The sequence below is a fragment of the Ochrobactrum sp. 19YEA23 genome (assembly GCF_029909865.1).
GTDB classification, from domain to species: Bacteria; Pseudomonadota; Alphaproteobacteria; order Rhizobiales; family Rhizobiaceae; genus Brucella; species Brucella gambitense.
Window position 1 is genome coordinate 423,926 of the sequence record NZ_JASAMQ010000003.1, and the last position, 21,445, is coordinate 445,370.

Consider the following 21,445-nt stretch of genomic DNA (forward strand, 5'->3'; position numbering starts at 1 on the left):
TGACATGCATATAGCTTTTGTGCACAGACGTGGATTTGGTCAGTTCGCTGCTCTGGCCGGGCATCTGGCTGAAAGCGGACATGATGTAAGCCTGATTTGCGAGACGGTGGACCGTCGCCTCCCTGCGGTCCGCGTCATTCGCCACAGAGTTGAATCTGGTCCTCGCACCGATGGTGCGATGGCCAGATATCTCGAGGTTCCGGATCATCATACCCGGATCGGTTATCGTGTCGCCGAAACGCTTGAATCGATGGCGCGGCACGGTCAACCGCCGGACATAGTCATAGGTCATATCGGCTGGGGCAGCATGATGTTCGTCAAGGACGTGCTGCCCTCGACGCCGGCGCTTGGCTACTGCGAATTTTTCTATCGGGCGCATGGTGCGGATGTCGGCTTTGCGCCCGATGACAAGCCTGATGTGGAGATGCGTAAGCGGCTGCGGCTTAGAAACATGGCGCAGCTCGTGACGCTCGAAAGCATGGATGGCGGTTTCAGCCCCACGCACTGGCAGAAGAGCCTTTATCCGAAAGTGGCGCAGAATCGCATCGCCGTCGTGCATGAGGGTGTCGACACCAAGCTTTTCTATCCTGACCGTCACGCATCTTTGCAGCTGCCGGACGGTCGTGTTTTGAAGGCTGGAGAATCGCGCGTGATCACCTTTGTGTCGCGTGATCTCGAACCGTATCGGGGTTTCCCGCAGGCGCTGGAAGCGGCGGCGAAAGTCATCCGCCAGAACAAGGATGCCATATTCGTCTTCGTCGGGGGAGACGGGGTCAGCTATGGCACGCCACCTCCCGGTGGCGGATCGTGGCGGGAGCATCTGTTGCGCGATCATGATCTGCCGCCCGACAGGGTGGTGTTTCTGGGTTCCATCCCGCATGCCGATCTGCGCAAGCTCTACCAGATATCGACGGCGCATATCTATCTGACCTATCCGTTCGTGCTGTCGTGGTCGGTGATCGAAGCAATGGCGTGCGGCGCACTGATCGTCGGGTCCGACACGCCGCCGGTGCGCGAGGTGATCCGCGCCGGTCAGAACGGCCTGCTTGTTCCATTTTATGACACAGATGTGCTGGCTCAAACGGTGCTGGACGTTCTCGCCGACCCCGATGCCTGCCTCCCGATGCGGGCGGCAGCGCGCCGAACCATCGAAAATCGCTTTCGGTTGTCGGAATGTTTACGTCAGCAAAAAACGTTGATCGATGCAGTATTGAATGTCCGATGAGCAGTATGTGGCGACAATCGGGCATTCAAGTGCCTGTATTATAATATAATAGCCCGCAATTCTGCGTGTTTACGAGGTATAGTGAATATATCTGCATATTGTTTCAAATTTTGAATTAAACCATTTCCAATTATACGCAATATTATCATATAGTTGACGCTATATCACTGTTGACAATACATGGTCTGTATTTTCTCATTGTACTTGTAGGCCGAACCTCCCAATCGGCCATCAGACAATGGACGATTATGTTGAGCACACCACTTCCTGCGATCTCGGGGCGGAAGAACCGCCGCTATGCCATTGCTTCGATGCGTGATCGTGAAGCGCTGGAAGCGACTTCTCTGGGCGACGTGACTGCTTTCGTTGAAGGCGACGGCAAGCGTCTGCGTCTGGCGAATACATTTCCGCTCATTGCGGTTGCCGCTTCCGATGAAGGCGCGCACGAACTGAACGCCATACTGCAGCAGCTTTATCGCATGCGCACCATACCGGAAGTGCCGGTCGTGCGCGTTGACGAGGCTGGGCCGGAAACCGTGCCCATGCTGGTGACACAGTTGCTGGAAAGCAGTCTGGACCGCCTTGTCGGGCATGTCAGCAAGGTGCATGCGGAGCTTGCCATGTTGCGCCGCGAACGCGAAACGATGTTCGAAAATTATCGCGCCATCGAAGACGCCTTTCACGCCCGCAACTGGGATTCATCGACTGAGATATTCAGTCACGCGCCTCTGGTGGATCCAAAGGACGAAGGTTTTGCGCGCCTGCTGCGCGAATCTGAAATCGAGCAGCTTTTTCCGGTTTCAAGCTATGCCGTGTCCGGTTTCGCGCTGCATTTCCGCGATCTGCCCGCCAACCGCAACGGTCAGCTGATCGTCACGCTGGATTATCTCGAAAACGGCGAGGGCATTGCCGAATGGCTGGTACCTTATGGCACGCTGCATTCGGAGTGGAACTTCTTCTCGCTCCCGAAAGCCTGTGACGGCAGCCATCGCACCTTGCGTCTGCGCATATCGGCGACGGGCGGCGTGCCGCCGGAATTGTCTTTGGGCAATGTGATCGCCAATGAGCGCTATGCCGCGCGTGCGCGCATTCCGCATGCCGATCTCGACATGCGCCCGCTGGCGTTGAGAATCTTTACCGGCCTGCCGGGTGTGCGTCCGGCATCGCTGCCGAATGCCATTGTGCCGACCTCGATGATCAATGGTCGCAAGGTGGACGATTATCGTCTGCCGATCGAGCTGTTGCGCAATGTCTCCAATGTGTCGGTGACGCCGCTCACACCGGATTTCCCGACGGTGCGTTTTCTGGAACATGAAGACGCCATCGGTTGCCACCCGCTTGAAGAGGGTATCACCGCTGCTGCTATCCGACGTGTGGTTGCGCCGGGAACCGTGCGGATTTCCGCCCGTGCTGTGATAGACCATCCGGAAGGCCAGCCCTGCGCCGTCGGTCTGCTGCTCGTCAATCTGGCGTCCGATGCGCAGGAAGAAATCGGCGCGCTTGCTTCCATGGATCAACGGCGTTCGCAGGTCCTGTTCAGCGGCTGGTCGGAAGTGGCGCCCAATCGCCCCATCGACATCAACTTCATGCTCGAAGAGCCAATCGACCGCACGATGGATCTGGTCGTTTTGAGCAGGGCCGCCGGTGGGTCTGTCGATTTCTCATGGCTGAAGGTGTTCAACTTCCGTCTGGTCAAGCACGTTGAAGCCAGTCCCGCCCAAGAGGTGCTGAAAGAGGCTGCGAATGTACGATAGATCGAAGGATTTGATCGTCGTCGCCATGCCGCTCTACGGCCATGCGGCGCTGGCGCTTGAAGCGCTGGAATCGATCCTCACATCACAAACTGTGTTCCGCACGCAGATCGTGGTGTCGGTGGACGGCGATCCGCGCCGCGAAGTGTTTGACAGTCTGGCGCTCTATTCCGCGGCCCATCCGAATATCCATGTGATCTTTGGTGAAAATGCAGGGCCCGGTGGCGCGCGTAACCGCGCTGTCGATTATATTCTCGAAGAGATGCCTGACGTTAAAGCGGTCTACTTTGTCGATGCCGACAACCGTGTGCAGCCGCATACCATCGATACGCTTTACCGTAAGCTGCTCGCTTCCAATGCGGGCTGGGTCTACACGAATATCGACACGTTCTCGGTTAACTGGCGCGCCCATTATGGCGACAGCTATTCGCGGCTCATCCACTGTATCACGGACAATATTTGCGATACCGGCTCGATGATTTCTGCGGATGTATTCCGCAGCGGTGTCCGCTTCGATGATGACCGCCAGAACGGTTTTGAAGACTGGGAATTCTGGCTTTCGGCCATTGAAGCAGGCTTTGTCGGGACGCCGTGCCATGACACCGGCTTCGAATATCGTCTGCGTGCCGAAAGTCGCTTCAAGGAAGCCAATCGTGACCGTTCCGGTTCGATCAACTTTCTGCGCAAGCGGCACAAGGCGCTGTTCCGTCGCCCGACATTGGTCGGCTTCGAGCATGAGGAATGCCCACGTTACGGCGTCATTCGCGCGGGCGAGGGGACAGTCAGTCTCTTCACCGATCCGAGCCTTGGCGCGACCGATCTCAAGTTTGACGATGCGATCCGGGCGTTCTGGGGCAGTGTGTCGGAACCCGACAATTTCCATTTCCCGCCCTTTCTCGCTTCATCCAACACCGAAACGCTGAAACTGCTGGCGCGGTCGCGTCTGTTTCCGAACATTCTGTCGCGACTGGAAAAGCTCTCCGAGCAGGCCAACATCGTTTTCGTGGAACTGACGAATGTTGAAAACGAGCGGCGGATCGATACCGAAATCATGCCGTCCGGCACACGGCAGCCACATGCCGATCTGATTTTCGTTTCGACCCGGCTGATCCGCGAGATCATCGAAAACGATGCGCTCAATTGGTTCGCGTCGCTTGGCACGCAGCAATTGTGGCCCACATCGGCTCGCATGAAAGTGCGCTTTCCTTTTCCGCGGGTGCGCCAGCGTCGCGCCTTGTCGCGACCGGAGCAATCCATGCTCAATCTGGTCACGTCGATCGCCACAAGCCCGCTGAAGCAGAGTGCGGCTATGCGCTGGACGTGGCGTCCGCGCCGCTTGCCCGCTTTGTCTGAAATGTATCAGGTGCTGCGCGATGAGCTTGGTGGTGGGCCTGTCCTGCCGCTCGCACATAATCCCGCGAAGAAGAAGACGGCCGCCGTTCTGGTGCCGAATGCATCGTTTGGCGGTGCCGAAAAGGTGGCCTATGCCGCAGGTCGCGAACTGAAGAATCAGGGCTTTGAAACCCACCTCTTTGTTCTCGGCAATGAACGTATGGACGTGCTGGACGAGTTCGACCAGTCCTTCGATTATCTTCATTTTTGGAAAGACGGTATTCCGGCCTGGGGCGATACAAATCGCTTCCTCGGGCAGGACTTCATCACGGAAGATCATCCGCTCGACTGGAGCATTCTGCGCGGTCAGCTTTCGGGCTTCGATCTGGTCGTGAACAACCACGTCATGGCGGCGCATCCGCTGATGGGCAAGCTGCGATCCGAAGGAACGCGCACGGCCTGCTATCTCCATGTGGTGGACGAAACGGTCTTTCGCCGTCAGGCTGGACAACCCTATGCGGCCATCGCTTTCGAACATGCCTATGATGCGTTTCTCACCTGTTCGGATCAGCTGAAAATCTATCTGCACAGTTTTGGCGTACCGTTCGAGAAAGTCTTCTCGGTGCCAAATGGTGCGAGCTTCTCCATCGATGCGAAGCAGCGCGCGCAGGTGACGGCTGCCCGCAAGGAAGGCCGCAAGGGGCGACCAATGCGCATCCTCTATATGGGCCGCCTCGACCGCCAGAAAGGCATCGACCGGCTGCATGATGCGATCATGAAGCTGAGAGAGCAGGGCATTTCCTTCGACGCGCAGGCGATTGGTGGAGAAATCCTCTCCGATGATCCGAGCGCGTCCTGGATGACGAAGCTGCAAGAGGCGGGCGTTCGTGTGTCGCCTCCGGTCTTCGACGGCAAGGACATTGCGAACCATCTTGCATGGGCCGATGTGCTTCTGATGCCTTCTCGTTGGGAAGGCGCGCCATTGATGATTGCCGAAGCGCAGCAGCTTGGCTGTGTGCCGGTGGCAACAGCGGTTGGTGCGGTTGATGAACTCATCAATCATGGTCGCGACGGCATCCTGATCCGCAATGGCAATGATGCGCAGATCGTCGCCGACATGACGCGCATCCTGACCATTCTTGCGCAGGACAATGACGCCCTGATGCGGACGGCTGAAGGCGCTCTTGCCTCCGCAGCGCATCGCACATGGAGCGCGGCATTTTCCGACTTCACGGATTGGGCCAATGAAATCAGCCCTGTCTATCCGAAATCCCGGCCTTCCCAGCCGGATGTTGCAGACGATGCCAGCGCGATTGCCGTTCTCCCCGGCCGCGCAGTTGCCTGATTATACCAGAAAGGTCGACCTATGAGCCGCCCAGCCAACCCACGAATTCTCGTCACTGGCATCCCGAGCCATTTGACCCGCCTTATCCAGCGCGCGGAAAAATCCCAGGTTTATTATTCGGAAAAGCAACGCGTACCGGAATCCAAGGAAAACTTTATCCAGGAACTGAAGAACATCAGTAATACGGGTAATTATCTGATCGGCGAGGGCGCAATGACTGCCCTTCTGCCATCAGCAAAGCATATTCCGTTCTGGCATCTCTATAACTGCGTCAATAATGGTGCGGGTCTGGAAGAGATCAACAAGGAATTCGACATCTGCGTCTTCACCTGCGCCAATCTTCTGCGCAAGGGCCTGTCTGCGGATGCGGAAGCTCTGGTCTTGTCGAAGCTGGACATGCCGGTGGTGATGCTGGGCATCGGCATTCAGAACCGCCCGGACATCGAAGGTGAAGATGGTCTGCCGGCGGGCACGAAGAAGCTTCTGGACGTGCTCAAGTCCCGCGAGCATTATTTCCTCACGCGTGGTGAAAACGCTGCCGGTTACCTGCGCGATCAGGGCTTTTCCTATGTCCGCCCGGTTGGCTGCCCCTCGCTCTATTTCCGTCCAGATAATATGCGCAAGGCGATCAGCCGCCTGCCGGATGTGAAGGTGGGCGAGGGCCGTACCGTCTTTACCGGCTATATGGGTGCGGAACTGGAAACCATCGGCGACATGAATGCGCTCAGCTCCGATGACGGACGCTCGGCCTATGTCGTGCAGGATGAGCTTTTGCATTTCGACATGCAGCTGGAGCCTGACACCAATGGCCGCGCCTACGATTCAACGACGGGCGAGCTAGTCGGGCCGCTCACCTATAAAGGCTCCGGCGATCTCAAGAAGAAGATAAGCGTTCACGCTTTTCTCGACACCAATCAGTGGCGCGCCTGGTGCTCTACCATGGATTTCTCCTTCGGTCGCCGCTTCCACGGCAATGTCATTTCCATGCAGGCCGGTGTGCCGAGCCTGATGGTGGCCGTCGATGATCGCATGCGTGAAATGCTGAATTTCTCCGGTTTGCCAAAGATCGACGCCCGCGATCTCAACGCAGCCAACGACCGGCGCGCATTCGTGAGCGATCATATTGCGGCGATGAACATCCCCGACGTGATCGAAAAATATTCGGACCGCGAACGCAATTTCCGAAGCGCTCTTTCAGAAATCGGCATTGGATAACTCCCGATCCTAGTGGTCTGATTCCAACATTTGCATCCCTCGGTTCAAGCGCTGAGCAAATGTCGGAATCAAAAGACCACTAGCAAGTATATGTATCTAGTGGATTTTTCGAATTTGACGTTTGAAACAGCATACGTGTCAGCCGGGATTCAAACGTCAAATTCAATCCACTAGAAGCCGTCTCATAACTCCAGCGAAGATGGATCATCATGCGCATAATGATTACCGGCATCCCGTCATATTTGATGCGGACCGTCGAAAGCGTTTCCGGGGCGAGCGTGAAGCATCGTCCCTATTTCGAACCCATCCGCACGAAGAAGGATGTGATCGATCAGGTCAAGAAGATTGCCAATACGGGCAATTATCTGATCGGCGAAGGTGCCGCCAACGCCGTGCGCGGCCACGACGTGACTTATGTTCCGTTCTGGCATCTGGCCAACAGCCTCAATTCGCCGGACACCTATGCGAAGCTCAATGAGAGCTTCGATCTGTGCCTGTTCGCCTCGGCCAATCTTTTGCGCCCGGGCTATGCGGCAACGACCGAATCCTTCGTCTTCGAAAAGCTGAACATGCCGATTGTCGTCATGGGTATCGGCATCCAGAAGAAGGAAAATCTGAAGGAAGAACTGCCGGAAGGCACACGCCGCTTCCTTGAAATTCTGCGTCGCAAGGAAAGCTTCTTTCTGACGCGCGGGCATTTCACGGCGGAATTCCTCAAGGACGCGGGCATGAAATATGTCCGCCCGACTGGCTGTCCGTCGCTCTATTACGCGCCGGATCAGATGAAACGTTCGCTGAGCCGCCTTGCCGATCCAAGCCTGGCCGACGCGCAGAAGATCTCCTTCGGCGGCTATCTGGGCAGTGTTGCCGATACGATTGTGGACGCGCATGCACTGCTCGAAAAGGACAGTGTCGCAAGCTATGTCCTTCAGGACGAAGTGATCGTTTACAATATGAACATGGCCGGTGAAGACCACTCCGAAGCCTATGATCAGGCGGCAAGCCGCATCACTGCTCCTGTCGAGTACAAGCATATGGAAAAATGGCAGCGCAAGAACGAGCTGCTGGTGTTTTTTGATACGCACAAATGGCGCAGCTGGATTTCCAGTCAGGATTTCGGCCTAAGCCGTCGTTTCCACGGCACGATTATCGGCATGCAGTCCGGCATTCCAGGGCTGATGATCGCCGTTGATGACCGTATGCGCGAAATGTTGGGCTTTGTCGGCTTTCCGCATATCGATGCCAGCGTCTGGAACCGCGAACCGCAGAAGAAGGCTTTTCTGCGCGACTTCCTTTCGAAGATCGATGTGCCCGCCGCCATCAATCGCTATTCGGAATGCGAAGCCAACTTCAACGGCGCGCTAAAGGATATCGGCATACGATGAAACGGACGGTCATGAGCACCGGGGGCAGGAAACGGGCAATCGCAGCGCTTTTGGGTGTTGTCCTGCTTGGCATAATGCCGAACAGTGCTCTTGCCGATACGCGTTTCGGCGTCAACCGGGTCAATATGGCCTGGTTGCCCGCCGCAGAGCGCGAACGGATCTTCGACCAGATGGTGAAGAATGGTGTGGTCGCCGTGCGGCTGTCGCTGACGCGGCCTATCGACCAGAGCATCGATGCGGTGCGGCTTGCGCATGAAAAGAAGCTGGCCGTGCTGCTCGAAGTCTCGCTGAACAATGTGGATTTTTATCCTGAAGGCACCAAGCCCCGTTCGGGGCGAGGCCGGATCTGGGACATGTACCGGCTATCGGACATTGATCCGAAACGTTTCCAGACAGCGATTGGTGATGCGCTTCAAAAGATCGATGCGCTTGGCGTGAAGCTGATCGGCGTCGAAACCGGCAATGAAATCAACTGGGGTGCCTATAATGGTGATCTGGCTATTTTGCCGAGCGAAAAGACCAAGACTGCTCGCTCGTTGAGTGTAATGGAAGAACTTCCCATCGTGGAGAAGGGCGCGGAGAAATATGTTGAACTGCTGCGCGCCGTTCGTGCCGAACTGGCGAAGACCAAGCTCAATGCAAACGCCAAGGTGGTTTCAGCGGGGCTATCGGACATCCCCTTTGCGGATGCGGATCGGCGCGGGATCGATACGGTCGATCCGGAAGCCTTCACTGGTCTTCTGAAAAAACATGGTCTCGATGCGGTGGCTGACGGCTACGGTATTCACATCTATCCGGGCAGCAGCGGGACGCGCGCCGCGCGCGCAAAGCACGTCGAGAAGGCGCTTTCTTTCTGCGGCGGTGCCGATGGAAAGCCATGCTGGATTACCGAATGGGGCTTTGCCAACAAATCCAAAGCCTGCCCGGCAGATGACAATAATCGCCAGCAACTGGTGGAGAAGGCGCGGGAACGCTTCCGTCAGATGATGGATAGCGGCCAGATCGCGGCCGCTTATTATTTCGATTGGGACGAGGGAACTTACGGCGTCTGGCGTTGCGGGGCTCTGACCCCGGCAGGTCAGGCCGCAACGGTGACGAAATGAAACTCAAGACTGTAATCATTGGCGGTTCCAACACCGTCATGCTACCCGGCTATCTGCCGACCCTGCTTTCGACCATGGCGCGTCGCGGGGTAGAGCTGGACATTATGGCCGACCTCGCGGTTGGCGGTACGACGAGCGCCTTCGGCCTCTACCAGCTGAAGATTTTCGAGCAGCTGGAAGACTGCGAATTGCTGCTGATCGAATATGCGATCAATGATGCTTTCGTTTATGGCGACGAGCGTAGACCCTTCCGCCACTGGGCGCGGTTCTATGAAGGTATCATTCGCTACGCGCTGGAGCGCAATCCAAATCTGCGGATCGCAACGCTTGTTTTCGGCGCGCGCAACGGGTCGTTCCTGAACTCGGTTCCGTCCATCGACGCGGGCATCAATTACATCTCACAATGGTATGGCACGATCTGCGCCGATGTTTCGCGCATGTTGATGCAGCAATATGGCCGCGATGCCGTGACCAATCCGTCTTTCTATCTCGATCAGGGTCACTATTCGCGTCCCATCAGTACAACCATCGTTGCCAATCTGATTGCCGATGTGCTGGAACCAGCGCTTTCAATGCCCCATCGGCCAAAGGCGCTGCCCTTTGCCATCGATCCCTACCACTTCGCCAATGCACGCGCCTTGAGCGGTGTGCAGCTATGCAAGCGGTTGGGACGGACGCCGGTGGAATATAGCAATCGTCGTTTTTCGATTTCGGCAATTGACCTTGGCACTGACCGAATGCGCTTTGAAGTCGATAACGGCCAGTTGCTGGCGGTTGGCTATGTCTGTGATCCACGCACGTCGCCGCTTGATATTCGTATTGGCGATGAGTTGCACCGTGCCGCGATGATGAAGGGCGGTGTGCGTGACGGGACGTACAAGTTCCTCGCCTCAATGCTCAGCTTCGAGTTTCTCTATGGTGCCAGTCTGCTCGATGCGCGGGGCAATGTGGCGCTTACGCTTTCTGGTGCGGATAGCGATGTGGAGCATAAGCTGCATGTTCCGAAGGACAGTGTCCGTCAGGATAATTTGCCTGCCGACCCGGTTCTGCCGATCACCGGCATATTGTTTTCCGGCAATCTGAAAGTCATGTCGCTGGAGAAGAAAGTCGTGACGAACGAGCCCATCTCGGAAGCGGCGCAATAGAAGTTACTCGACGAAAATCTTGACGCTTGCCGCACGGCCTGCGGCGTCGATGACGGTCAGGGTCGAATAGCCGGTGCCGTCCGGTTGCCATGTGGCAGTGCGGCGGCGCTCCGGTTCTGCCACGGGCTTGCCGTTGGCGAGCCAGCGGAATGGTGCGCGGCCACCCTGCAATTTTAGCACGAGCGGCGAGGCGGTTTCAGTTAGCGCCTTCAAATCCACATGTGCGCCATCCGGCGGAAAGATAATGCGCGGCGCGGGTTCCGTGGACGCCTTCAACACCGGGAGCGAATCGCTGGCGGATGAAAAACGCGTTTGCGTTACCGGCAGATCGGCGCGTGCTGTTCGGAATGCTCCGGCTGGCGCGCGCGGCAGTGGCACCGAAACCACGCCCGACTTGACGAATGCATCGAACAGGATCGGCGCGGCAGATGCATAACCGGCAAGCCCCGGCACGGAGCCGCCATCAGCGCGACCGACCCAGACGCCGAGAACGTAACGTCCGTCATAGCCGACCGACCACGCATCGCGATAACCATAGGATGTTCCGGTCTTGTAGGCGAGGCCACGGCGTGGCGCGCCCTGTGGTGGCACGACGCCAGCCAGAATATCTCCGATCTGCCATGACGCCTGTTCGGTGAGAATGAGGCCGGACGGTTGCTTCGGCTCTGCCGTTTCGGTTCCGTCACGCAGGGCTGCACCGCGCCCACCATTAGCAAGCCCCGTATAAAGCTGCACCAGATCGCGCAGGCTGATACCAGCACCACCAAGCCCGATGGCGAGACCGGGCGGCTCGTTCTTCGGCAGTTGCAGATTGATGCCCGCCTGCCGGAACCGCGTGGTCAATCGCGCAGGGCCAATGGCGTCCAACAGGCTGACAGTGGGGACATTCAGCGACATTTGCAGCGCTTGTCGGATGCTCACATCGCCCTGATAGCTCATGTCGAAATTGCGCGGACGATAACCGGCAAAGTCCTGCGGGCGGTCTTCGATAATGGTTTCCTGCGCGATCATGCCCTGTTCGAAGGCAAGCCCATAAATGAATGGCTTGAGCGTCGATCCGGGTGAGCGCACGGCGCGGGTCATGTCGATCCAGCCCTGTCGTCTGCCATCGAAATAATTCGCCGATCCGACTTCGCCGAGAATATTGCCGTTGCGGCTATCGGCCAGCACCATGGCCACCGACACTTTCGGTCCCAGTTTTGATGCTGCTTCTCGGGCAGAAGCTTCAAGCCCGCGCTGGACGGATTTCTTCAGCGTCAGTGTGTGACGAGCTTCCGTCGGCGCTTTCTTCAGCGCCAGATCAGCAAAGTGAGCGGCAAGTGCTGGCAAGGCATGACGGGTTGCGGACATGGCCTCGCGCTTGCCGCGTTCGGCTTCGTCGATGGTCAGGACATCGGCCTGAACCATCCGTGTCAAAACGCGATCACGTGCCATGCGTGCTGTGCTGGCGGCGCGGTCCGGGCGACGACGTTCCGGCAATTGCGGCAGGGCGACCAGCATTGCGGCTTCCGATGTGTTGAGCCGCAGCGGCTCCTTGCCGAAATAGGCGAGCGATGCCGAGCGCACGCCTTCCAGATTGCCGCCATAAGGGGCAAGTGTCAGATAGCGCTCCAATATCTGGTCCTTGCTCAGACGGCGCTCGATCTGCACCGCACGGGCGAGCTGGCGGAATTTGGAGCCGAAGCTGCGACTTTCGCGTGGCTCAATCAGCCGGGCAAGCTGCATGGAGAGGGTGGAGCCGCCGGACACGATACGCTGATTGCCGGCAAGCTGTACCGCTGCACGCGCCAAGGCCCATAGATCGATACCGCTGTGATCGTAGAAACGCTTATCCTCATAGGCGATGAGCATTTTCACGAATTTCGGATCGACATCTTCAATGCGCGTGTTGAGACGCCAATAGCCGTCCGGTGTCGCATAGGCGCGCAACAGTTCGCCGTCGCGATCCATCACTTCCGTGGATATGGTCAGACGTTCAGGCAAGGGAGGAGGAAAAGCGCGGTCAAGCCAGTTAAGGCCGACCGTCGCAAGAGCGGCGATGCCGAGAATTGCGGCACCGCCAATCGCTATTTTCCATCGCCGTTTCATGTGTTGATCGTGGCCTCACCGGAAAAGGTTACGGCGCAGCAACCTCCATCATTCCGGTCGAAGTGCGGGCAGAATACTGCGGACGATACATGTCTTCGACAGTGGCTGCCGGATGGGTGTAAAGCCCAGGTGTCACCGCACGCACCACATAAGCAAGCACGATCTGTTTTTTCTCGCCTGCCGAACGGTCGAATGCTGCGACGAAACGATCATCGCGGAATTCGAGATGCGCTGCCTCGGTGCTTTCGAGCCATGGGAAATTGCCGAGATCGGCACTCGAAACCAGACCCGGATTGTCGATTTCGAGACCGGCTGGCAGAAGATCGGTGACCAGCAGGCGCGATTGCCATTGTTGCAGATCGTCGATCTTCAGCACCACGACGAAACGCTCGTTCTGGCTGATGCCCGTGATATTGGCTTCCTGCCCATCGAGCGTGTAATAAGCGCGCTCGATGTTGAAGCCTTCGCCACCGGCGGGCAGCGATTGTGCGGGCGGCGCAACGGCTGTCACCACGGCATCCACGGCATCGCTGCCCCGGTTCGTCACGACAAGCGGCTGAGCTTCAAGCGCATTGCCGTTGACCCGTTCGGAGAAAGCGCCCTCATGGGCGGCGCCGTTGATGTCGAGATTGATCCCGGCATTGTTCTCCTTGAGACCACGGGCTGCGAGCAGCATCCATGCCTGATCCTGTGTGCTGAGATATTTTGCACGGTCGCGTTCATAACCGACAAGCGTGACGAGCGAAGGCAGCACTTTCGGTGCAGGCTTGCTTTCTGCGGCCAGTGCCAGCATGGCCGCACCATCACGCAACCGCGAACCATAATCGGAGCGATTATAGTCGAATGCCGTGTTGGTGCTTGCGCGGTCGAGCGCGACATTAAACACCCGGTCCGAACGCTGCTGGTCGCCGTAAAGCGCCAGCCCTGCGGCCAGCTGGGCGATTGCCATCGGGCTTGTAAAGTTATCGAGCTGCGTATCCGCGTAATAACGCAGGTCGCCGACCGAAGCCTTCTTGTTGCGCGCCAGCACATAGAGCGAATAGGCGATTTCGCTGCCGCGATCCTTGGCGTCGGTGGTATAGCCGAGCGCGTTTTGCAGATTGGAAAGCGCCGAGAGCAGGGCTTCCTGCGGCACCACATAGCCTTTTTCGCGGGCACGGGTGAGGAAGTCGGTGACATAGGCGTCGAGCCACAGATCGCCGGAACCGGGTCCCCACAGGCCGAACGAGCCGGACGAGGACTGATAGCTAAGCACGCGATAGATTGCGTCCTGTACGCGCTTCTTCAGTTCATCCTGATCGCCATGACCAGCACTTGCTTCGGAGCCTGCCGCCATTTCGCTCAAGTAAAGCAAGGGCAAAGCTCGGCTGGTCGTCTGCTCGGCGCAACCATATGGATAGCGGTCGAGCGCCATCAAAAGTGACGGCACATCAAATGCCGCACTTCGGGTGATGCCAACGCTGACAAAAGCACCGTCGAGCAGGCTTTCCGACAGCAGGCCGCCATCGATCTTGAGGCTGCCGCCATTGGCGGGGAGACTGACCACCTGACGTGTCGTCACGGGCAGATCAACCGGGCGGACCGGTAATGACAGGTTCTGTTCGATGGATAGTCCGGCGTCGTTGTCGAGCCGGATCGTAATATTGCCCTGTCCCGTCTTCTGCGCGTTGAGCGGCACGGCGACAGACTGGCGTTTGCCACCGGCAAGCGCGAGCGTGTCAGGATAAGAGCCGATCTCCGTGCCGAGATTGTCGCTCGTTTCGACGCTCAGACGATAATTTCCGTCAGGCGCGTCCGTGTTGGCGATATCGAGGCGCAGTGTCGCCTGATCTCCCGGCGCCATGAAGCGCGGCAGGCCAGCTGTAATGACAACCGGATCGCGCACGATCACATCGCTGGAAGCGTGGCCCACGGCCTTGTTTGTCCAGGCCACGGCCATGACACGGGCGGTTCCGTTGAACTGCGGAATATCGAAATCAACGGTTGCCTTGCCATCGCTATCGAGTTCGACAGGGCCAGAGAAGAGCGCAACCAGCTTCTCGGTCGGCGGGCTGCCTTCCGCAGCCATGTTGCCGCCGTCACCGCCGGTGCGCAGCTTGCCGGTGGTGCCCAGCGAACCATCGATAAGGCGTCCATACATGTCGCGCAGTTCAAGGCCGAGCTGGCGCTGGCCGAAGAACCAGTTTTCCGGATTCGGAGCCTGATAACGTGTCAGGTTTAGTATGCCGACATCGACAGCGGCAACCATGACATAGGCCTGCTCGCCGCCTGCATTTTCTACCGAAACAGGAACCGAAAGCGTGCCACGCGGGGTGATTTTCTCCGGCGGCGTCAGCTTGACGGCCAGTTGTTTGTCGGCGGGATCGACCTTCAGCCATTTGAGGCCGATGGCGCGGGCGGGCATGCGGCTTTCCTGCGCGCTGCCTGGGCGGAAAAGCGTTGCGGTGACGTAAGCGCCAGCGCCCCAGTTTTCGCCGACTGGAATGTCGATGGTCGCACCGTCAGCCGATACGCTCTCGCTGATTGTCGTCAGCAGTTTTTCAGCGCCGATGGTGATCAGCAGCTCACCGGCAAAACGCGGGCTGATCTTCAGCTTCGCGGTTTCACCGGCTGCGTAATGATCTTTGTCGAGCGCGATTTCGAGGCCATCCGGCGTTTCCGTTGAGGTCGCGGCCACATACCAGCCCGCGTCGAATTCGTAGCTTGAAGCCGGACCGGAAGCGTCGCCCGTCTCGATTTCAAGGCGATAGCGACCCCAGTCGACCGGCTGGGTGATGCTGGCTTCCGCATCGGCCTTGAGGTCGATCTTGCCGGTAGCAACCGACTTGGTGAAGGTGACCGGCTCGTAGTTCCAGCTATTGCCGCTGCGATACCATTGATAATTGCGCTCGACCTTAACCAGCGACCAGACCGCACCGTCAAGGTTCGTGCGATTGCCGTTGGCATCCGAAGCGATGAAACTGAATTTTGCAGTGCCGCCTTGCGGAACTTCGTCACCGGAGAAATCCGGCCTGATGCCGATCATCGATCCTTGCGGACGAACGGCAAGGTCGAGCTTGCGTTCCACGGCGCGACCGCCGCTTTCGCGCATGCGAACAGTGACAGCTGCGTTGATAAGACGGGTGGTGGATGGCAGGTCATCGATCACGACCGGGAAGGTCGCCTTGCCATCGTCGCCAACCTTGGGCAACTGATCCAGCGGCAGGCGGGTGGCTTCGCCCTGACCTTCATCGGCAAGACCAAAATAATAGCCTTTGAAACGGTCCCAGTCGCGCTTGGTCGAAAGCGTGACTTCACCTTCCAGCGCCAATCCAGCCGCGGGCGCGCCATAGAGGAAGCGGCCATCGACGGTTACATTGGCAGCTTCACCGCTGGCGATTTCGGGCTTGTCCGATGTCAGGTCGAACTCAATGCGGTCCGGCACGAAATCTTCAACCAGGAACATCTGCGAGGCGACCGCCGGTTGCTTGGGGTCGGTATAGATATTCAGGCTCCAAGTGCCGCGCATGGCATTGGCGGCCAATGTCAGGTCGACGGAATGCCCGCCAGCCTTGCTGCTATCCGACACAAGGCGACGATCCTCCACGCCGTCCGGGCGTGTGAAGATGAAAGTCAGCGGCAGGTTGTCGACGGCCAGCGACGCATCATCCCGGGCGAGCGCTGCGGCATGAACCACTTCGCCTGCACGATAGATGCCGCGTTCGGTCCAGGCATAAACGTCGAGCGCCTTGGGCGCTGCGCGCCCGGAGACGCCGCGATCGGAAAGGTCGAAGCCTGCACGCGCCATATCGAGGAAGACAAAATCATCTTCACCTTGATTGGCCATCAGCACGGCAGGAACCATGCCGTCGGAGCCGCGGGTGAGACCTGCGGTAAAGGTGGCACGACCATCGCTATCGGTTGTCGCTTCGCCCAACACTTCGTTGTTGCGAGCCAGCAATGTCAGCTTGACGCCGGAAAGCGGTTCCGCTGTTTCGAGCGAACGCGCAAAGACATTGATGCCGTCCTGACCGGTATAGGTCGAAAGCCCGATATCCGACACGACGAACCATTGGGTCGCCTTGGTGTCATAGCTCTCGCCGCTCGCCTTGATTGGCTCTGCGGTCAGCACATAGACGCCCGGTTTTCGCTGTGGCAGTGCTTCATCGATGGGGAAACTGGTGGTGACTTCCTTGTTCAGCTCTGCGGCAGCGGTGTCGATTTGGCCTTTCCAGACGGGTGCGCCCATCTGGTCGGAAATTGTGCTGACATCATAGCCGTCGAGCTGGCGCAAAAACTGGTAGCCGGACAGAAGCTGCGTCAAGGAACGGTCGCCGATGCGATAGAGCTTTACCTTGGCTGCGCTCATATTGACGCTGACCATTGGAATGCCGCGACGCGCCTTGGCAGGCAGTACAAAGCTGTCGCCGGTAAAGCGCACCGATGGAGCACGGTCCTGCACATAGACGGACAGGGTTACCGGTGCTGGCAGCGTTTCACCGATGGCGGCAGGCAATCCGGCGCGGAATGTCACGCTATAGGTGCGGCCATGTTCCAGACCTTCGACGCAGATCTGGCGATCCTTGGCTTCAATAGCCTTGGGTGCGGCGCTGTCCAATGTCACGAAGCTGGAATAGTCGGTGTCGCTCTTGACCAGTTCTTCGGAAAACTGCGCGCAGATACGTGGCGATGCATTGTCGTTATCGACACTGTGGTCGACGATGCGGAAACCCTTGCGCGCCTTTAGGTCTTCATAGGCGGCGCGAACGGAAGCCGAATTGACGATATTGAGGCTCGCATCATAGGCCTGAAGGGCGGGCCGGGACAATTCGCGACGGTCGAGCGCCTGTGCCATCGCATTCAGTGCGTCGGCACGCGCGGCCTTGCTGCGCGAGGTCTGATAACCGTTCCAGGCTGCGGATGTCGCGTCGCGCTGGAATTTGGCCGTCTCTTCGCTGTTGGAAGGTTCCGTTGCCAAAGTGGCGAGAGCCAACCCGGTCCAGAGCGTGCTGTCGTCAGGCGAAGCGCCGGCTGCGGCAGCAAACTTTTCCATCGCCGTGCGCGGGTCGCTATTGGCGAGAGCGGAGGCAGCTTCGGCCTTCAGCGTGCTGAGGCCTTCGTTACTATCCGTAGCTAAAATAGCCGTGCGGAAACGGCGGGATTCATCGACAAGATTGTCAGCGAAGAATGTAACAGCTGGCGGCGCGCCGATGTCGGCTTTCGCTGTATCCTTGGTTGCGCCCGATACAACCTTACCGGCTATGGAGCCAACCGAAGGATTGAGCTTGTTGAAATCCGTCTTGAGGAAGCACCACTTGACCTTCGGATTATAGGTGAAGGCGCGGCAGGCATTGTCACCGAGGCAGGTGCTCTTGCACTGGTCCAGCGTCACGTTCTTCTGGGTGCGCAGGTCGAAGCCGAAATAATCGCTATCTTCGGTGATTTCGATACGACGCGTTTCAGCGGCGTTCGAAGGAGCGGGCGCAATGGCAAGCCCTGCGGTCAAACCGGTGATTGCAGCCAGCGTCAGGAAAATCTGTGCCCAAAGCGCACGACCCTGCTGCCGTTTGAAACCGTTAAGCATTTGCCTCTCCTTGCGATTTCGGTGCCCGGTCAATGTCCCCTGACAGAGCGGAAAGAATCTGCGCCATGTGAAGCTTGCGCACAACCCAGAGTCAAGTTGCTTTGCTAATATATACAGTGTTCAATCATCATCACCCGCAATTATGACGGCTGTTTCAGCTCCATGTGCCAAGCGTGCTTTCGGCGTGCAAATTGAATGAGACGTGTCGCGATTGAGACTGAGCCTTGCTCCCTTCGCCGTTACGTTTTCACTTTCTGACATCTTCGTTTGTTGTCCAACCTGGAGGAGGTAGACATGAGCAGGAACCGTGGCGTCGTCTATATGCGACCCGGAAAAGTCGAAGTGCGTGACATCGAAGATCCGGTGCTGTCTGCACCCGATGGGAGGAAACTGGGTCACGGTGTCATTCTGAAAGTCATCTCAACCAATATATGCGGATCGGACCAGCATATGGTGCGCGGACGCACGACCGCGATGCCGGGGCTTGTGCTTGGCCATGAAATTACTGGCGAGATCATTGAGAAGGGTTCCGATGTCGAGATGCTCGAGGTCGGCGACATCGTGTCGGTGCCGTTCAACGTCGCCTGCGGCCGTTGCCGCTGCTGCAAGGAGCAGGACACAGGCGTCTGCCTGACCGTCAATCCGTCGCGTGCTGGCGGCGCCTATGGCTATGTCGATATGGGTGGCTGGATCGGCGGGCAGGCCCGTTACGTCATGGTGCCTTACGCCGATTTCAATCTGCTGAAATTCCCCGATCGTGATCGGGCTATGGAGAAGATCCGCGATCTGACCATGCTGTCGGATATTCTGCCGACCGGCTTTCACGGCGCGGTCAAGGCGGGTGTTGGTGTTGGCTCGGTGGTCTATGTGGCCGGGGCCGGACCAGTCGGGCTGGCCGCCGCAGCCTCGGCGCGAATTCTTGGCGCAGCTGTCGTGATGGTTGGAGATTTCAACAAAGAACGTCTGGAACATGCACGCAAGGTGGGTTTCGAGCCGATTGACCTTTCCGCCAGCGACCGTCTCGGCGACATGATCGCGGAAGTTACCGGCAGCAACGAAGTGGATAGCGCCATTGACGCTGTGGGCTTCGAGGCCAGAGGCCATAGCGGGGGGGAACAGCCAGCGGTCGTGCTGAACCAGATGATGGAAATCACGCGCCCTGCTGGCTCCGTTGGTATTCCGGGGCTCTACGTGACGGAAGATCCGGGCGCGGTGGACGGTGCGGCCAAGCAAGGCAGCCTGTCGCTTCGCTTTGCGCTCGGCTGGGCCAAGGCGCAGTCGTTCCATACCGGTCAAACGCCGGTTCTGAAATATAACCGGCAGTTGATGCAGGCGATCCTGCACGGGCGTCTGAATATTGCTGAAATCGTCAACGCGGAAGTCATTTCGCTTGAAGACGCGGCGGCTGGTTATGAGAGCTTCGATCAGGGCGTAGCAAAAAAGTTCGTTCTCGATCCGCACGGTATTCTCGGTAAAGCCGCGTAACCTTGCGAAAGACCGAAGCGCTGCGCCCTCGCGCGGCGCTTCTGTTGTCGCCTATTCCGCGCAGCTACGCTAGAACAGCGGGTGGTAGCGACGATGCGGAGATTTCAATATGACCGACATTCGCCTCAAACGAATTTATGAAGCGCCATCAAGCGATGATGGCTATCGGGTTCTGGTTGATCGCGTTTGGCCGCGCGGCATGACCAAAGAGAAAGCCGCTATTGATCTCTGGGCAAAAGATATCGCCCCGTCCACGGAGCTTCGCAAATGGTTCAATCATGATTCGGCGAAGTGGGGCGAGTTTCAAAAACGCTATCTTGCCGAACTGCAAGATAGGTTGCCGGACCTCAAAGCACTGGTTGCAAAGGCCGGTGATGTGCCGCTGACATTGCTCTACGGCGCAAAGGACGAGGAACACAATCAGGCCGTCGTGCTGCACGAATTCATGCAGAATATCTGATTAGACAAGGTTGTTAGGCTCTAGCATGCAGAATATCTGATTAGACAAGGTTGTTAGGCTCTAGAACGAGAGCGCCATCAAATCGCGCCGGATTTGGTCGCCATTACCGTGCGAGAGATTCTTTTCGATTTCCGCATGGGTTGAGGTCCAGATAGGAACCGCGGCAGCCAAGGCCGCCTTGCCATCCGGTGTCAGTTGCAGCAGGCGCTCGCGGCGGTCGGCGGGATTGACCAGTATTTCCACCCAACCCTGTCTTTGCAGGGGCTTCAGCGCTGCGGTGAGGGTGGTCTGATCCATTGCCAGCAATTCAGCCACCGGTTTCATCGGCGGTGGCGCTGGCCGGTTGAGTGACATCATCAGGGAGAACTGCCCGTTTGTCATGCCAACCGGACGAAGAGCCTCGTCGAAACGCCGCGCAAGCGCGCGAGCTGCACGCTGGACATGCAGGCAGAGGCAGGTATCTCTGACCAAAAGGGTTGTTTCAAAAGGTACTTCGGCGGCGTTTGACATGATCCATTAATATTGATATCAATGTAAATCGTCAAGCAAATATCCCGATATAAACTGGGCGTTTTACAATCCGGGGGGCGGAGGAGGACTTGCATCATGAATGAAGTCGTATCCCGCGAAGTCTGGCTTGAGGCGCGTCGCGCGCTTTTGGCCAGAGAAAAGGAAGCGACGCATCTTCGCGATCGCGTCAATCAGGAAAGACAGGCATTGCCTTGGGTCAAGGTGGAAAAAGACTATGTCTTCGACACCCCGACCGGGCGTCGGACGCTGGCTGAGCTTTTTGACGGGCGCAGTCAGCTGGTTGTCTATCACTTCATGTTCGGGCCGGAATGGGAGCAGGGCTGCGTTGGCTGTTCTTTCCTGGCCGATAATCTCGACGGCGCGCTGGCGCATCTCAACAATCACGATGTCACGCTTGTCGCTGTCTCGCGTGGGCCTCTTGCAAAGCTGGAAGACTATAAGCGGCGCATGGGCTGGCATTTTCCATGGGTGTCGTCCTATGGAGGCGATTTCAACTTTGATTTCCATGTGTCGTTCGACAAGGCCGAGATCGAAGAAGGGCGCGTTTTCTACAATTTCGACAGGCTGGCGCCAGAGCAGGCGCATGATGAACTGCCCGGCATGAGCGCCTTCATCAAGGCTGATGACGGCATGATCTACCACACATATTCCAGCTATGCGCGCGGTATCGAGGAGTGGATCAGCACGCTGATGATCCTCGACCGGGCACCGAAAGGGCGTAACGAAAATAGCACCATGCATTTCGTGAAACGCCACGATGAATATGCTGCGCCAGCGGCAAAGCACAGCTGTTGCAGCTGAACGCTGAATTCAAATT

The 21,445-nt window shown here is 57.8% G+C and carries 13 protein-coding genes; 10 read left to right on the forward strand and 3 right to left on the reverse strand.

The annotated features are described in order from the left end of the window. Positions 1-4 precede the first annotated feature (4 nt). From QBD01_RS10930 to QBD01_RS10960, 7 genes are all read left to right on the forward strand, one after another. Positions 5-1,225, forward strand: coding sequence for a glycosyltransferase family 4 protein (locus tag QBD01_RS10930; protein ID WP_280992795.1), 1,221 nt, complete (start codon positions 5-7; stop codon positions 1,223-1,225). A gap of 248 nt (positions 1,226-1,473) precedes the next feature. Further along, complete coding sequence (locus QBD01_RS10935) at positions 1,474-2,979, forward strand: DUF6212 domain-containing protein (protein WP_280992796.1); 1,506 nt, start codon at positions 1,474-1,476, stop codon at positions 2,977-2,979. Next, positions 2,969-5,653 (forward strand): glycosyltransferase, encoded by a 2,685-nt coding sequence (locus QBD01_RS10940; protein ID WP_280992797.1) that lies wholly within the window; start codon positions 2,969-2,971, stop codon positions 5,651-5,653. The genes QBD01_RS10935 and QBD01_RS10940 overlap by 11 nt, the downstream gene beginning before the upstream one ends. Positions 5,654-5,674: 21 nt before the next feature. Beyond that, complete coding sequence (locus QBD01_RS10945; protein ID WP_280992798.1) at positions 5,675-6,868, forward strand: polysaccharide pyruvyl transferase family protein; 1,194 nt, start codon at positions 5,675-5,677, stop codon at positions 6,866-6,868. A gap of 209 nt (positions 6,869-7,077) precedes the next feature. Continuing rightward, the gene (locus tag QBD01_RS10950) at positions 7,078-8,253 is read left to right on the forward strand and encodes a polysaccharide pyruvyl transferase family protein (RefSeq protein WP_182520554.1); all 1,176 of its coding nucleotides are present in this window, start codon (positions 7,078-7,080) and stop codon (positions 8,251-8,253) included. Then, positions 8,250-9,356, forward strand: coding sequence for a glycosyl hydrolase (locus QBD01_RS10955; protein WP_280992799.1), 1,107 nt, complete (start codon positions 8,250-8,252; stop codon positions 9,354-9,356). The genes QBD01_RS10950 and QBD01_RS10955 overlap by 4 nt, the downstream gene beginning before the upstream one ends. Next, the gene (locus QBD01_RS10960; protein WP_280992800.1) at positions 9,353-10,501 is read left to right on the forward strand and encodes an SGNH/GDSL hydrolase family protein; all 1,149 of its coding nucleotides are present in this window, start codon (positions 9,353-9,355) and stop codon (positions 10,499-10,501) included. Before QBD01_RS10955 ends, QBD01_RS10960 begins: the two co-directional genes overlap by 4 nt. Before the next feature lie 3 nt (positions 10,502-10,504). Here the strand turns inward: QBD01_RS10960 and pbpC are convergent, their stop codons facing one another. Both pbpC and QBD01_RS10970 read right to left on the reverse strand, forming a co-directional pair. Beyond that, on the reverse strand, positions 10,505-12,589 hold the full coding sequence (pbpC, locus tag QBD01_RS10965; RefSeq protein ID WP_280992801.1) for a penicillin-binding protein 1C: 2,085 nt from the start codon (positions 12,587-12,589) through the stop codon (positions 10,505-10,507). Positions 12,590-12,617: 28 nt separating this feature from the next. After that, entirely contained in the window at positions 12,618-18,152 is a 5,535-nt protein-coding gene (locus QBD01_RS10970) for an alpha-2-macroglobulin family protein (protein ID WP_280992802.1), read from the reverse strand. A 294-nt stretch (positions 18,153-18,446) separates the two neighbouring features. Between QBD01_RS10970 and fdhA the strand changes: the two genes are divergently transcribed. Next, positions 18,447-19,637 carry a formaldehyde dehydrogenase, glutathione-independent gene (gene fdhA / locus QBD01_RS10975; RefSeq protein ID WP_280992803.1) on the forward strand — a complete coding sequence of 397 codons (1,191 nt, stop codon included), beginning with the start codon at positions 18,447-18,449 and terminating at the stop codon, positions 19,635-19,637. 109 nt (positions 19,638-19,746) lie between these two features. Then, the gene (locus tag QBD01_RS10980; RefSeq protein WP_280992804.1) at positions 19,747-20,097 is read left to right on the forward strand and encodes a DUF488 domain-containing protein; all 351 of its coding nucleotides are present in this window, start codon (positions 19,747-19,749) and stop codon (positions 20,095-20,097) included. A gap of 60 nt (positions 20,098-20,157) precedes the next feature. On the opposite strand, the gene QBD01_RS10985 is transcribed toward QBD01_RS10980, so the two are convergent. Continuing rightward, a complete protein-coding gene (locus QBD01_RS10985) occupies positions 20,158-20,607 on the reverse strand; it encodes a MarR family winged helix-turn-helix transcriptional regulator (protein ID WP_280992805.1) in 450 nt (149 codons plus the stop codon). Positions 20,608-20,700: 93 nt separating this feature from the next. On the opposite strand from QBD01_RS10985, the gene QBD01_RS10990 reads away from it, so the two are divergent. Further along, positions 20,701-21,429, forward strand: a complete 729-nt coding sequence (locus QBD01_RS10990; RefSeq protein ID WP_280992882.1) for a thioredoxin family protein — start codon at positions 20,701-20,703, stop codon at positions 21,427-21,429. Positions 21,430-21,445 lie beyond the last annotated feature (16 nt).

Excerpts from the sequence above, each read along its gene's own strand:
- QBD01_RS10930 (WP_280992795.1), top strand. The coding sequence starts at position 5 with ATGCATATAGCTTTTGTGCACAGACGTGGATTTGGTCAGTTCGCTGCT.
- QBD01_RS10935 (WP_280992796.1), top strand. The coding sequence starts at position 1,474 with ATGTTGAGCACACCACTTCCTGCGATCTCGGGGCGGAAGAACCGCCGC.
- QBD01_RS10940 (WP_280992797.1), top strand. The coding sequence starts at position 2,969 with ATGTACGATAGATCGAAGGATTTGATCGTCGTCGCCATGCCGCTCTAC.
- QBD01_RS10945 (WP_280992798.1), top strand. The coding sequence starts at position 5,675 with ATGAGCCGCCCAGCCAACCCACGAATTCTCGTCACTGGCATCCCGAGC.
- QBD01_RS10950 (WP_182520554.1), top strand. The coding sequence starts at position 7,078 with ATGCGCATAATGATTACCGGCATCCCGTCATATTTGATGCGGACCGTC.
- QBD01_RS10955 (WP_280992799.1), top strand. The coding sequence starts at position 8,250 with ATGAAACGGACGGTCATGAGCACCGGGGGCAGGAAACGGGCAATCGCA.
- QBD01_RS10960 (WP_280992800.1), top strand. The coding sequence starts at position 9,353 with ATGAAACTCAAGACTGTAATCATTGGCGGTTCCAACACCGTCATGCTA.
- pbpC (WP_280992801.1), bottom strand. The coding sequence starts at position 12,589 with ATGAAACGGCGATGGAAAATAGCGATTGGCGGTGCCGCAATTCTCGGC.
- QBD01_RS10970 (WP_280992802.1), bottom strand. The coding sequence starts at position 18,152 with ATGCTTAACGGTTTCAAACGGCAGCAGGGTCGTGCGCTTTGGGCACAG.
- fdhA (WP_280992803.1), top strand. The coding sequence starts at position 18,447 with ATGAGCAGGAACCGTGGCGTCGTCTATATGCGACCCGGAAAAGTCGAA.
- QBD01_RS10980 (WP_280992804.1), top strand. The coding sequence starts at position 19,747 with ATGACCGACATTCGCCTCAAACGAATTTATGAAGCGCCATCAAGCGAT.
- QBD01_RS10985 (WP_280992805.1), bottom strand. The coding sequence starts at position 20,607 with ATGTCAAACGCCGCCGAAGTACCTTTTGAAACAACCCTTTTGGTCAGA.